Origin of the sequence: Pseudomonas sp. W2Oct36 (assembly GCF_041060465.1) — a bacterium.
In the GTDB taxonomy this organism is placed as follows: Bacteria; Pseudomonadota; Gammaproteobacteria; order Pseudomonadales; family Pseudomonadaceae; genus Aquipseudomonas; species Aquipseudomonas graminis_B.
In genome coordinates, this window is record NZ_JAUERW010000009.1 from 1 (window position 1) to 13969 (window position 13969).

7 protein-coding genes are annotated in these 13969 nt (G+C 60.5%); 2 read left to right on the plus strand and 5 right to left on the minus strand.

All coding sequences use genetic code 11. The features are described from left to right. Positions 1–414: 414 nt before the first annotated feature. The 5 genes from QWI18_RS13820 to aceE form a co-directional block, all read right to left on the minus strand. The gene (locus QWI18_RS13820) at positions 415–879 is read right to left on the minus strand and encodes a transposase (RefSeq protein ID WP_065987863.1); all 465 of its coding nucleotides are present in this window, start codon (positions 877–879) and stop codon (positions 415–417) included. Positions 880–1103: 224 nt separating this feature from the next. Continuing rightward, the gene (gene msrA / locus QWI18_RS13825) at positions 1104–1766 is read right to left on the minus strand and encodes a peptide-methionine (S)-S-oxide reductase MsrA (protein ID WP_369319072.1); all 663 of its coding nucleotides are present in this window, start codon (positions 1764–1766) and stop codon (positions 1104–1106) included. 130 nt (positions 1767–1896) lie between these two features. Beyond that, positions 1897–4590, minus strand: a complete 2694-nt coding sequence (locus QWI18_RS13830) for a putative bifunctional diguanylate cyclase/phosphodiesterase (protein WP_369319073.1) — start codon at positions 4588–4590, stop codon at positions 1897–1899. 430 nt (positions 4591–5020) lie between these two features. Next, complete coding sequence (gene aceF, locus QWI18_RS13835) at positions 5021–6679, minus strand: dihydrolipoyllysine-residue acetyltransferase (protein ID WP_369319074.1); 1659 nt, start codon at positions 6677–6679, stop codon at positions 5021–5023. A 146-nt stretch (positions 6680–6825) separates the two neighbouring features. Continuing rightward, on the minus strand, positions 6826–9471 hold the full coding sequence (gene aceE, locus QWI18_RS13840) for a pyruvate dehydrogenase (acetyl-transferring), homodimeric type (RefSeq protein ID WP_065987859.1): 2646 nt from the start codon (positions 9469–9471) through the stop codon (positions 6826–6828). 384 nt (positions 9472–9855) lie between these two features. Between aceE and glnE the strand changes: the two genes are divergently transcribed. Next, positions 9856–12807, plus strand: a complete 2952-nt coding sequence (glnE, locus tag QWI18_RS13845; RefSeq protein ID WP_369319075.1) for a bifunctional [glutamate--ammonia ligase]-adenylyl-L-tyrosine phosphorylase/[glutamate--ammonia-ligase] adenylyltransferase — start codon at positions 9856–9858, stop codon at positions 12805–12807. Positions 12808–12933: 126 nt separating this feature from the next. After that, entirely contained in the window at positions 12934–13968 is a 1035-nt protein-coding gene (gene waaF / locus QWI18_RS13850; protein WP_192130982.1) for a lipopolysaccharide heptosyltransferase II, read from the plus strand. Position 13969 lies beyond the last annotated feature (1 nt).

The following is a 13969-nucleotide window of genomic DNA, read 5'->3' on the forward strand; positions in this document are numbered from 1 at the left end:
AGCCGGGAAGAGGCCAGCTGCAGTACCCTCAGTTCTGCGGCGTGACGACCGACGCCTTCCCGGCTAAAGCCAGTCCTACAAGGGTTACGCGCGGTGTTAGTAGGACCGGCTTCAGCCGGGAAGAGGCCAGTGGCAACACCCTCAATTCTGCGACGTGACGACCGACGCCTTCCCGGCTAAAGCCAGTCCTACAAGGGTTACGCGCGGTGTCAGTAGGACCGGCTTCAGCCGGGAAGAGGCCGGTTGCAGCATCTTCAATTCCGCGGCGTGAATGCCGACGCCTTCCCGGCTAAAGCCAGTCCTACAAGGGTTACGCGCGGTGTAAGTAGGACCGGCTTCAGCCGGGAAGAGGCCAGCTGCAGTACCCTCAGTTCTGCGGCGTGACGACCGACGCCTTCCCGGCTAAAGCCAGTCCTACTCGAGCACCCATTCACAACCCCACAATGGATAGTCCTCCCTCTGCCTGACCAGACCTGCCCGTATTGGGTTATTCACGACGTAGCGAGCCATCTCGACGAGGTCCTCTTCGGCCCTGACCCCGTGATCGTGATAACCCTTCTGCCATGTGAGTGTTTTTGTGCCGTGAGCCTTGTTCACTGCGAAGGCACTTCTACCCTTCAGTGCTTGCATGAGCGTGGGCAGCAATCCTGACTTGAGCTCGAACAGCCAATGCAGATGGTCGGGCATAACTACCCACGCCATCGAGTGCACAAGGTCTGAGGAATGCAGGTGCTCCATTTCCGCGACGACCCTGCGAGCTATCTGAATATCACTGAATATAGGCAGGCGATTCTTGACCACAGAGGTCACGAGATAGACGTTCCCTGGCTGGGAGGCTCGACCGATGCGCAGAGACCGAGCATGTTTGAGTTCCTGCATTCCATTGCTCCTCTTCGTGTGAGGGCAAACAATAAAGGCAGAAAGCGGATTCAAGGATGGCGAGTGATTGTCAGAAGATTTCTGGCGGCCGGTGATGTTCAGTAGGACCGGCTTCAGCCGGGAAGAGGCCAGTGGCAACACCCTCAATTCTGCGACGTGACAGCCGACACCTTTCCGGCTAAAGCCAGTCCTGCGAAGAGCGCCCGGTGTGTCAATGGGACTGCTTAGTTCCCCGCCAGACTCGGCGGCATGCAGACGCCGGTGCCGCCAATACCGCAGTAGCCCTGGGGGTTTTTCGCCAGGTATTGCTGGTGATAGGCCTCGGCGAAGTACACGGTGGGCGCCTGGTCGATCTCGGTGGTGATTTCCCCCAGGCCGGCCTTGCTCAGCTCGGCCTGATACACCTCGGCGCTGGCCTTGGCCGCCTGCAGTTGCTCAGGCGTTGTCGCATAGATCACCGAGCGGTATTGCGTGCCGATATCATTGCCCTGACGCATGCCCTGTGTCGGATTGTGCAATTCCCAGAACATCGCCAGCAGTTGCTCATAGCTGACCTTCGCAGGCTCGTACACCACGAGGACCACTTCGGAGTGGCCTGTCAGCCCCGAGCAGACTTCTTCGTACGTCGGGTTCGGCGTGAAGCCGCCCGCGTAGCCCACGACGGTGCTAACCACACCCTCCTGCTGCCAGAAGCGCCGTTCAGCCCCCCAGAAGCAGCCCAAACCGAAGATCGCGAACTCAACGTCGTTGAAGAACGGCCCAAGCAAAGGAGTGCCGTTGACGAAATGGGTTTCGGGCAGGGCCATGGGAGTTTCGCGCCCTGGCAGTGCCTGCTGAGCGGTGGGGAGAGCGTTTTTATTCACAAGAATTTCCGAGCGCAAGACCATGAGGCACATCCTCTCTGGGGCAGGACAACCAACATGCGTTGTCAGTGAAAACCGTATATGGGGTCAGAATCGGCTGATGCAAATGCAGGGCGGCAAGTGTGCCGCACTGGTGTGATGCGGGGAAGGGGGGTCAGGCCAGTGGGCCACGCGGGTAGCGACGCAGCTTCTCGATCAGCTCTTCGCCAGGAATCGGTTTGTCGAACAGATAGCCCTGACCCACATCGCAACGATGACGACGCAGGAACGCCAGTTGTTCCGCCGTCTCGATGCCTTCGGCGACCACGGTCAACTTGAGGTTGTGGGCCATGGCGATGACCGCCGAGGTGATTTCCATGTCGTCCTGATCATCCGGGATGTCCCGAATGAAGCTGCGGTCGATCTTGATCACGTCGATGGGGAATTTCTTCAGGTAACTGAACGACGAATAACCCGTACCGAAATCATCCATCGCCAAGGTCAGGCCCAAGGTTTTCAGCGACTCAAGTTGCAATCGCGTGTCCTCGGTCGCTTCCAGCAGCAAGCCCTCAGTCAATTCCAGTTCCAGCAGGGACGGGTCGAGCTGTTCGTCACGCAGAATGCTGGCCAGCGACGAGACCAGCTCCGGATCGGAAAACTGCTTCGGCGAGACGTTTATGGCCACATGCAGCTTGCCGTAGCCGGCAGCAGTCAGTTGCTTGCTCATGCGGCAGGACTGACGCGCGACCCATTTGCCGATCGGGATGATCAGGCCGGTCTCTTCGGCGACGCTAATGAACTGGTCCGGGCGGATCATGCCTTTTTCCGGATGATTCCAGCGCAACAGCGCTTCCATGCCCAACAAGCGGCCGCTGCGCAAGCATAGTTTCGGCTGGTAGAAGACTTCCAGTTCGTTCTGCGTCAGCGCGCGGCGCAGGTTGTTCTCGACGAACAGCTTGTAGCTTGCTTCGGCGTTCAGCGCTTCAGTGAACACCTGCACCTGATGCTTGCCGTTGGCCTTGGCCTTGTGCAGCGCCAGGCCGGCGTTCTTCATCAGCGTCTGCGGGTCGCGGCCATGGATGGGGGCGCAGGCGAGTCCGACGGAGCCGGTCACGCTGATCAACTGATTGTCGACGAACATCGGCTTGTCCAGCGTGCTCAGCACTTGGCTGGCAACGCGTTGGCCTTCTTCGGGACTGGTGTCGTCGAGCAGTACAGCGAATTCGTTACTGGCGAAGCGCGCCAGAATGCCGGTCGGGCTCAGGCTGTTGCGCAGGCGGCGAGCCAGGCTGATCAGCAACTTGTCGCCAGTCTGGTGGCCGAGGCTATCGTTGATGCGTTTGAAGTTGTCGATGTCCACCAGCAAAAGACTGATCGGCGTTTCGACGTCGCGGGCAAAGTGCTCGTCCAGGGTGCGGATGAACGCCGGACGGTTGCCCAGACTGGTCAGATTGTCGGTGTACGCCAGGCGCTCGATCCGCTGTTGGGAGAGCTTGGCCTGAGTGATGTCTTCGTAGATGCCGATGTAATGGGTCAGCTCGCGGTTATCCCCGTACACCTTGGAAATCGACAGCTGGCCCCAGTACGGTTCCAGGTTTTTGCGTCGGCTCTTGAACTCGCCCTGCCAGCTGTTTCCGTTGACCAGGCTGGAGTTCGCATCGAGCAGCAGCGTGCTGAGATTCTCCAGCGCCGGAAGCTCCGAGAGTTGCTGTCCGTGGACTTCCTCGGCGGGGTATTGAGTGATCTCGGTGAAGCTCGGGTTGACGTACTCGACCACGCCGTCGCGATTGACCAGCAAAAACGCATTGGCGCTCTGCTCCACGGCACGCTGAAACAGGTGCAGGGCGCTGGTGGCGGTGCGGCGGTTGTGGTTGTTGATCGCATGGGCAAACTGATCGGCGAGCTCACCGGCAAAAGCAATCTCATCGGACTGCCATTCCCGTGGCATACCGGTTTGCTCGAGGCACAGGACGCCCACCACCTGGCCATCGATGCGCACAGCAGCGTCAAGAATGGCGGTGATGTCCTGGGTTCGCAGTCGCTGAACCAGCTCGCGCGTGCGCGGGTCCTGCTCGACATCGTTGACGTCGATGGCGCGGCTGGTGTGCAGCACGTCCAGATAGCTGGGAAATTCGCTGATATCGATCGCGCCAGTCTTGGGGAATGTGCTGGTATCGCGGCGATACTCGGCAATCGGCTCAAGGGTTTTGCCGTTGAGGTTCCACAGGCTGGCGCAGGAGATGTTGTAGATCTCGCAGGCGCTTTTGGTGATCAGCTCCGCCGCTTCCTGCAGCGAATTGTTCGAACTGTAACGATGGCGCGCCAGGCGCAGGATCAGGCTTTGCTGCGCGCGGACCCGCTCCAGATGCAGCAACTGTTCGTGCTGGGCCCGTTGATTGAGTTCCAGCGCGATCTGCAGGCGGGAGTTCTGCACCTCCAGATCGGGGCTGATGATCAGTTCGCCGGGCTCGACCTGCCCATCGACCACCATCAGGTAACCTCGCAGCAGATGCCGATTGTGTTGCTTGTACCCTTCACCAATCTCCACCAGACCCAACGGGCCGCGCGTCGTGTGCAGGGTGTAGCGGATCAGGTAATGGGCGCTGCCCGCCAGCTGCATCTGCACGGCGTCGTGCAATTGATAGCGCGCTTCGGGCTCCATGAGACTGGCGTAAGGCGTACCCACCAGCGCGCAGAGTTCGACGGCGGGCATGCTGAAGTGCTTTTCGCAGTTCGGGTCCAGGTACAGCATGGCCCAGCTGGGTTCATTCAGCCGCTCGAAACGCAGCATGCCGAGCCGCGAGGGCACCGGTAGTTGCGTCACGACCTCGGCCGCCGGTCTTCCGGCAGCATCAGGTTGGCTTTTCATGGAAGGAACTCGCTTTCAGGGTGCTGTCGCGCGGGCAAGGAGCCCGTCTTTAAGTCGCGTGCCGCAAGGTTGCATCATGGCGCACGGGCTGACAAGTGAGCGCGATGGCTTAGTGCTATAAATCTGTCGGCAGACGGTTGATTTACTGGAGGTAATTGGTCGGATTGTCGGGGTGAGGGTTAAGCGGCTGGTGTTTGTGCATGATCAGCTATCGGCAGCGCGACCGAATACTGTAGGAACTTGTTGCCGTGAATGAGTGCTTTTCAAACGGCAAAAAAAGCCCCGCCAGTGAGCGGGGTTGAGGTACGAGCGTGGCAGCTCGTTAAACCTGGCGCTGAACGGGGGCGCTGAACGGGGACAGATTCATTTACGGTGGAGCGTTGTAAATAAATCAGTCCCCTTTACCGTCCCTTTACCGCCCGTTGGCGGCTTAGAGCAGAATTGTGCGGATGTCCGCCAACAATTCGCTCAGACGCTTGGTAAAGCGTGCAGCAGCGGCGCCGTTGATCACGCGGTGATCGTAGGACAGCGACAGCGGCAGCATCAGGCGGGGCTGGAAAGCCTTGCCGTCCCAGACCGGTTGCATGGTGGCCTTGGACACGCCAAGGATCGCCACTTCCGGCGCGTTGACGATCGGCGTGAAGCCGGTCCCGCCAATGTGACCCAGGCTGGAGATGGTGAAGCAGGCGCCTTGCATGTCGTTGGCCGACAGCTTTTTGGAGCGCGCTTTCTCAGCCAGCTCAGCTGCTTCGGCCGCCAGTTGCAGCAGGCTCTTCTGATCAACGTTCTTGATGACCGGGACCAGCAGGCCTTCCGGTGTGTCCACCGCGAAACCGATGTTGAAGTATTTCTTGCGAATGATCGCCTTGCCACTCGGTGCCAGCGAACTGTTGAAGTCCGGCAGCTCCTTGAGCATGTGCGCGCTGGCCTTGAGCAGCAGCGGCAGCACGGTCAGCTTGACGCCGGCTTTTTCGGCCACGGCTTTCTGCGCGATACGGAAAGCTTCCAGGTCGGTGATGTCGGCCTGGTCGAATTGCGTGACGTGCGGAATGTTCAGCCAGCTGCGATGCAGACCGGTTGCGCCCAGCTGCATCAGACGCGTCATCGGCACTTCTTCGGTTTCGCCGAAACGGCTGAAATCGACTTCCGGAATCGGCGGGATGCCCATGCCGCCGGCAGCGCCGCCAGCAGCAGGCGCGTCCTTGGACTTGGTCATGATCGATTTGACGTACGCCTGCACGTCTTCTTTCAGCACACGGCCGTGAGGGCCGGTTGCCGAAACAGCGTTCAGCTCGACGCCGAACTCGCGAGCCAACTGACGAACCGCCGGGCCAGCGTGAACCTTGGCGCCATTGTTCGCAGGTGCAGCGGCAGGTGCAGGAGCGCTTTCAGCTTTGGCAGCCGGTGCGGGAGCAGCGGCAGCCGGAGCAGCCGATTCTGCCTTGGCCGGAGCCGGGGCAGCCGCCTGAGCAGGCGCGGCAGCCGGTGCAGCACCCGCCACTTTCAATTTCAGGATCAGGTCGCCAGTGCCGACTTCATCTTCGACCTTGACGCTGATGCTTTCGACAACGCCTGCGGCAGGAGACGGGATCTCCATCGAGGCTTTGTCGGATTCCAGAGTGATCAAGGATTGATCAGCTTCGATGCTGTCGCCCACTTTGACCATCAGCTCGATGATGCGAGCCTTGCCCGACGAACCGATGTCCGGAACGTGAATATCCTGAACCGTATCCGACGCAGCAGGTGCAGCCGCTGCGGCAGGGGCTGCTTCGGCTTCGGCTGGCTTCTCGGCTGGCTTATCAGCAGCAGGGGCGGGCGCGGCAGCAGGTGCAGCAGCAGGCTCGGCCGCCGCTTCGCCTTCCACTTCCAGCTCAAACAGTTCGTCGCCTTCTTTCAGACGGTCGCCCAGCTTCACTTTCATCGCCTTGATGACACCGGCTTTAGGCGCAGGGATTTCCATGCTTGCCTTGTCCGACTCCAGCGTCAGCACGCTCTGGTCAGCTTCGATGCGATCACCGACCTTGACCATCAACTCAATGACTTCACCTTCACCGTTGCCGATGTCGGGTACCCGAATTAACTCACTCACAATGTCTCTCCTTAGGAGAACCTGTTCCTCGACTGCGCTGATTCATCTGCGACGAAACAGCCTGGATGCTCATTTACCGAAGTAAATTCCGCATCGGCGGCTGTTTCGCGCACATTTCAGCGCTCTATTCGATCGTTACGCAGACCTTAGCAGTCCAGCGGGTTGCGCTTTTCAGGATCGATGCCGAACTTGGCAATGGCTTCCGCCACGACCTTAGGTTCGATATCGCCGCGATCGGCCAAGGCTTCCAGGGCGGCCAGCGCCACGAAGTGACGGTCAACTTCGAAGAAGTTGCGCAGCTTCTTGCGGCTGTCGCTACGGCCGAAGCCGTCGGTGCCCAGAACTTTGTATTCCTTGGTCGGAACCCACTGACGGATCTGGTCAGCGAACAGTTTCATGTAGTCGGTCGAAGCGATCACCGGACCTTTACGGCCGTTGAGGCATTCTTCAACGTAGCTCAACTGTGGCTTCTGGCCGGGCTTCAGGCGGTTGCTGCGCTCTACGGCCAGGCCGTCGCGACGCAACTCGTTGAAGCTGGTGACGCTCCAGACGTCCGCGCCAATGTTGAACTGCTCGCGCAGGATCTTCGCCGCCTCGCGCACTTCACGCAGGATAGTGCCCGAACCGAGCAGCTGTACGTGGTGTGCGGCTTCCTTGGTGTCTTCTTCGAGCAGGTACATGCCCTTGATGATGCCTTCCTCGGAACCGGCCGGCATGGCAGGTTGCGTATAGGACTCGTTCATCACGGTCAGGTAGTAGAAGACGTCCTGCTGTTCTTCGAACATCTTCTTCATGCCGTCCTGAATGATCACCGCCAGCTCGTAGCCGTAGGTCGGATCGAAGGTGCGGCAGTTCGGGATGGTCGAAGCCAGGATGTGGCTGTGGCCGTCTTCGTGCTGCAGACCTTCACCGTTCAGGGTGGTACGACCGGCGGTGCCGCCAATCAGGAAGCCACGGGTGCGGCTGTCGCCTGCGGCCCATGCCAGATCGCCGATACGCTGGAAACCGAACATCGAGTAGAAGATGTAGAACGGAATCATCGGCTGGTTGTGGCTGCTGTACGAAGTACCTGCAGCGATGAACGAAGACATCGCACCGGCTTCGTTGATGCCTTCCTCGAGGATCTGACCTTTCTTGTCCTCGCGGTAGAACATCACTTGTTCTTTGTCGACCGGCTCGTACAGCTGGCCTACGGACGAGTAGATGCCGAGCTGGCGGAACATGCCTTCCATACCGAAGGTACGGGCTTCGTCCGGAATGATCGGAACGATGCGCTGACCCACTTCCTTGTCCTTGACCAGTTGGGTCAGGATGCGGACGAAGGCCATGGTGGTGGAGATTTCGCGGTCGCCGGAGCCATCAAGGATCGCCTTGAGGGTTTCCAGTGGCGGGGTCGGCAGGCTGAAGCTCTGCGCGCGACGCTGTGGCACGAAGCCGCCCAGTGCAGCGCGACGCTCGGACAGGTAGCGCGCTTCGGCACTGCCTTCTTCCGGCTTGTAGAACGGCAGGGCTTCGAGCTGATCGTCTTTGATCGGGATGTCAAAGCGGTCACGGAAGTGACGCAGGCTGTCGACATCGACCTTCTTGGTGTTGTGCGCGGTGTTTTTCGCTTCACCGGCGCCGGTGCCATAACCCTTGATGGTCTTGGCCAGAACCACGGTCGGCTGACCCTTGTGGTTCACCGCTGCGTGGTACGCCGCGTAGACCTTGTACGGGTCGTGACCGCCACGGTTGAGTTTCCAGATTTCGTCGTCGGACATATCCGCAACCATCGCCTTGAGTTCTGGCGAGTTGAAGAAGTGTTCGCGCACGAACGCGCCGTCTTTGGCTTTGTAGTTCTGGTATTCGCCGTCGATGACTTCGTCCATACGACGTTGCAGGATGCCGTCGACGTCCTTGGCCAGCAGTGGGTCCCAGAAACGGCCCCAGATGACTTTGCTCACGTTCCACTGAGCACCGCGGAACACGCCTTCCAGTTCCTGGATGATCTTGGCGTTGCCGCGAACCGGACCGTCCAGACGCTGCAGGTTGCAGTTCACGACGAAGATCAGGTTGTCGAGCTTCTCGCGACCGGCCAGGGCGATGGCGCCCAGGGATTCCGGCTCGTCGGTCTCGCCGTCGCCCAGGAAGCACCAGACTTTCTGCTTGCCTTCAGGGATGTAACCGCGGTGCTCCAGGTACTTCATGAAGCGCGCCTGGTAGATCGCCTGAATCGGACCCAGACCCATGGAAACAGTCGGGAACTGCCAGAAGTCTTTCATCAGCCACGGGTGTGGATAAGACGACAGGCCGTTGCCATCGACTTCCTGACGGAAGTTGTTCATCTGGTCTTCAGTGATGCGGCCTTCCATGAACGCACGGGCGTAAACGCCTGGCGATGCGTGACCCTGGAAGTAGATCAAGTCGCCGCCGTGTTCGTCGGTCGGGGCCTGGAAGAAGTAGTTGAAGCCGATGTCGTACAGGGTTGCACTGGAAGCGAAGCTGGAGATGTGGCCGCCCAGATCCGGGTCGCCGATGTTGGTCTTGACCACCATCGCCAATGCGTTCCAACGTACCAGCGAGCGAATGCGGCGTTCCATGAACAGGTCGCCAGGCATGCGTGCTTCGTGGGTAACGGGGATGGTGTTGCGATAAGGCGTGGTGATGGCGTAAGGCAGTTGCGAACCACTTCGTGTGGCCAGCTCACCCATACGGGTCATCAGGTAGTGAGCACGGTCTTCGCCTTCTTTGTCGAGAACCGATTCCAGGGCGTCCAGCCATTCCTGGGTTTCGACGGGATCGAGGTCTTGCATGGCTTGCTCCAGGGCGGAAAGGCTTCCAGAATCGGTTGCCTGAGTTTGTTACGACTGGCCTTGTGGGCAGACGATGTAAATTCTTGGATGGCCGGATGGGTTCCCGGCGTTGTGTAGTTTTACTACAAATCTTGGGCTAATTCAGCTTTTTGACTTGTATATACAGTAGTAAAACTACAGCGCAGCGATGTTTTCGCTCGTGTTGCAGTGTCCGATAAGGCAGCGTTGTCGGTGCAAAAATCTGACGAATCGCCTGATATAACCTGCTGGCAGCCAAGAAACGCCAGCCATCAGCAATTTTTAACCTTTGTTCGACAGTCCGTCCGTGGCGTGTTTACGACCGCCTTGTCGGGTTGGCAATTGAACGCCGATCAAGGATAGAACATGAGCCTTCCCCTGCTGGCCGAGCTGCCGGCTGTCCTTATGCCGTTGGTCGCGCGGGCCGGCCAATCCTGGCGCACCGCGCTTGATTCCCTGACAGATGAAGCCAGGCAGTCGTTTCAGACCTGGCCCGAGGCGCGGCTGCAGGCGTTCGAACGCGTCTGTGCGGCCAGCGATTTTGTTGCCGATCAGGTTTCGCGCGATCCGCTGATGTTGCTCGACCTCGCTGAATCCGGTGAGCTGGAGCGCAGTTTTGCGCCCGGCGAGCTGCTTGGGCACATCGCCAGTGCCGTCATTCAGGCTGCCAGCGACGATGAACTGGGGCGTAATCTACGTCGTCAACGTACGCGCCAGCAAGTGCGAATTATCTGGCGGGATCTGACCCGGCAGGCCGATCTGGTGGAAACCTGCCGCGATCTCTCGGACATGGCAGATGGCTGCATTGATCTGGCTTACAAGTGGCTGTACGAGCGGCATTGCCAGCAATTCGGCACGCCGACCGGCCGTCGGACCAGCGAGCCGCAGCAGATGGTCATCCTCGGCATGGGCAAGCTGGGCGCCGTCGAGCTGAACCTGTCCTCGGACATCGATCTTATCTTTGCCTACCCCGAAGGCGGCGAAACCCAGGGCGTCAAGCGGCCGCTGGACAATCAGGAATTCTTCATCCGTCTGGGGCAGCGATTGATCAAGGCGCTGGACCCGGTCACGGTCGACGGCTTTGTCTTCCGCGTCGACATGCGCCTGCGGCCGTACGGGTCTTCCGGTGCCTTGGTGCTCAGTTTCAACGCGCTGGAGCAGTACTACCAGGATCAGGGCCGCGACTGGGAACGCTACGCCATGATCAAGGCGCGGGTGGTGGGCGGCGATCAGGAGAAGGGCAGTGAGTTGCTCGACATGCTGCGGCCGTTTGTCTATCGCCGCTACCTAGATTTCTCCGCCATTGAAGCGCTGCGCACCATGAAGCAGCTGATTCAGCAGGAAGTCCGCCGCAAGGGCATGGCCGAGAACATCAAGCTCGGTTCCGGCGGCATCCGCGAAGTGGAATTCATCGCCCAGGCGTTCCAGCTGATTCACGGCGGTCGCGATTTGAGTCTGCAGCAGCGGCCGCTGCTCAAGGTGCTGAAAACCCTGGAAGGCCAGGGCTATTTGCCGGCTGCGGTCATCGATGAGTTGCGTGAGGGCTACCAGTTTTTGCGCTACACCGAGCACGCCATTCAGGCGATCGCCGATCGGCAGACGCAAATGCTCCCCGACGACCCGCAGGATAAATCGCGCATCGCCTTCATGATGGGCTTTGCCGACTGGGCGAGTTTCCATGAACGACTGATGTATTGGCGTGAGCGGGTCGCGTGGCACTTCCGGCAGGTCATCGCTGACCCGGACGAGGAAGATGGGCAGCAGGACCACGGCGAAGAAATCGTCGGTGGCGAGTGGCTGCCGCTGTGGGAAGAGTCGCAGAACGAGGAAAGCGCCTGCCTCCAGCTTCAGGAGGGCGGATTCGCCGACGCGCAAAAGGCCCTGAAAAATCTGAGCAACCTTCGCAACAGTTCACAGCTGCGCTCAATGCAGCGTCTGGGGCGCGAACGGCTTGATGCCTTTATTCCGCGCCTGCTCGCCCAAGCGGTCGAGCACGACAATCCCGATCTGGTGCTGGAGCGGGTACTGCCGCTGGTGGAAGCGGTGGCCCGTCGCTCAGCGTATCTGGTGTTGCTCACCGAGAACCCCGGCGCACTGCGTCGATTGCTGACCCTGTGCGCGGCCAGCCCGTGGATTGCCGAACAGATCGCCCGCTTTCCGTTGCTGCTCGATGAGTTGCTTAACGAAGGTCGCCTGTTCAGCCCGCCCCAGGCGCTTGAATTGGCGGCTGAGCTGCGCGAGCGTCTGACGCGAATTCCCGAGGACGATCTCGAACAGCAAATGGAAGCCCTGCGGCATTTCAAGCTGGCGCACCGTCTGCGCGTGGCTGCGTCGGAAATCACCGGCAGCCTGCCGCTGATGAAAGTCAGCGATTACCTGACCTGGCTCGCCGAGGCGATTCTGGAGCAAGTGCTGGCGCTCGCCTGGCGCCACACTGTTGCCCGCCATGGCGCGCCGCGGCGTCCGGATGGCACCTTGTGCGATCCCGGTTTTGTCATCGTCGGCTACGGCAAGGTCGGCGGCATTGAGCTGGGGCACGGCTCTGATTTGGACCTGGTGTTCATCCACGACGGCGATCCCCAGGCTGAGACCGACGGCGCCAAGCCGATCGATGGCGCGCAGTTTTTCACCCGGCTCGGTCAGCGGATCATTCACCTGATCACCACCCAGACCAACTCCGGGCAGTTGTACGAAGTCGACATGCGCCTTCGCCCGTCTGGCGCGGCGGGCTTGCTGGTGAGCTCGCTCGGGGCGTTTTCCCGGTATCAGGAGAACGAGGCCTGGACGTGGGAGCATCAGGCGTTGGTGCGCGCGCGGGTGCTGGTGGGCAGCACCGATGTCGGCCGGCAGTTCGAAGCCGTTCGCGCTTTGGTGCTGGGCCGTGAGCGGGATCTGCCGAAGCTGCGTCAGGAGGTCAGCGAGATGCGCGCCAAGATGCGCGACAACCTCGGCACCCGCGCAACGGCGGCCGGCAAGGGGGCGAATGCATTTGAACCGACGGTGCGGTTCGACCTCAAGCAGGACGCCGGAGGTATCGTCGATATTGAATTTATGGTGCAATACGCGGCTCTGGCGTGGTCCAGAGAGCACCCCGCGCTGCTTCGTTACACCGATAACATCCGTATTCTCGAAGGCCTTGAAGAGGCGGGCTTGATGGCCGCCGCCGATGCAGGACTGCTGCGTGAGGCCTACAAGGCCTACCGCTCGGCCGCTCACCGACAGGCGTTGCAGAACGATCCGGGTGTTGTGGCCGGCGACCAGTTCGCCACCGAACGGCGTGAAGTGATGCGGCTCTGGGGGCAGCTGGGGCTGGGTTGATTGCTGGCAGGGTCCGGATCTGACGGATCTATATAAAGCTATGACAGGGAGGCGTCAGGCTGCGTGTGCAAGCATCACGCAGTTTGATGGGCCTCCCTGCTCGTTTCTGGTCGTTTTTGGATGAGCATGAGAATTCTGATCGTAGGGCCCAGCTGGGTGGGTGACATGGTGATGGCGCAGACGCTGTTCCAGTGCCTGAAACAGCGTCACCCGCAGTGCGAAATCGATGTGCTGGCGCCCGAGTGGAGCCGGCCGATCCTTGAGCGCATGCCTGAAGTGCGCACGGCCTTGAGCTTCCCGCTCGGCCATGGCGCGCTGGAACTGGCCACGCGCCGGCGCATCGGCAAATCCCTCAAGGGCCAGTACGATCAGGCGATTCTGCTGCCCAACTCGCTGAAGTCGGCGCTGGTGCCGTTTTTCGCCGGCATTCCCAAACGCACCGGCTGGCGTGGCGAGTTTCGCTACGGCCTGCTTAATGACGTGCGCACCCTCGACAAACAGCGTTACCCGTTGATGATCGAGCGTTTTATGGCGCTGGCCTACGACAAAGGCGCTGAATTGCCGCGCCCTTATCCCAAACCCAGCCTGCAAATCGAAACCGCCAGCCGTGACGCGGCGCTAACCAAGTTCGGTCTGAGTCTTGATCGGCCCGTGCTTGCGCTGTGCCCGGGCGCCGAGTTCGGTGAATCCAAGCGCTGGCCTTCCGAGCACTACGCCAAAGTCGCCGAAGCAAAGATTCGTGAAGGCTGGCAGGTCTGGCTGTTCGGCTCCAAGAACGACCATGGGGTGGGCGAAAGCATTCGTGAGCGGCTGATTCCGGGGCTGCGCGAAGAATCCATGAACCTCAGCGGTGGCACGTCACTGGCCGAAGCCATTGACCTGCTGTCCTGCGCAGACGCCGTGGTTTCCAACGATTCCGGGCTGATGCACGTGGCGGCCGCGCTGAATCGCCCGCTGGTGGCGGTGTACGGCTCGACCTCGCCGGGCTTCACGCCGCCGCTGGCCGATGAAGTCGAGATCGTCCGGCTCGGCATCGAGTGCAGCCCGTGCTTCGAGCGCACCTGCCGCTTCGGCCATTACAACTGCCTGCGCCTGCTGGAGCCGGATTCGGTGATCCAGGCCCTTGGCCGCATTGGCGCCGCCCCGGTCGAGGTCGCCTGAC

Coding starts and splice junctions, on each gene's coding strand:
- glnE (WP_369319075.1), top strand. CDS start 9,856: ATGAGCCTTCCCCTGCTGGCCGAGCTGCCGGCTGTCCTTATGCCGTTG.
- QWI18_RS13830 (WP_369319073.1), bottom strand. CDS start 4,590: ATGAAAAGCCAACCTGATGCTGCCGGAAGACCGGCGGCCGAGGTCGTG.
- waaF (WP_192130982.1), top strand. CDS start 12,934: ATGAGAATTCTGATCGTAGGGCCCAGCTGGGTGGGTGACATGGTGATG.
- msrA (WP_369319072.1), bottom strand. CDS start 1,766: ATGGTCTTGCGCTCGGAAATTCTTGTGAATAAAAACGCTCTCCCCACC.
- QWI18_RS13820 (WP_065987863.1), bottom strand. CDS start 879: ATGCAGGAACTCAAACATGCTCGGTCTCTGCGCATCGGTCGAGCCTCC.
- aceE (WP_065987859.1), bottom strand. CDS start 9,471: ATGCAAGACCTCGATCCCGTCGAAACCCAGGAATGGCTGGACGCCCTG.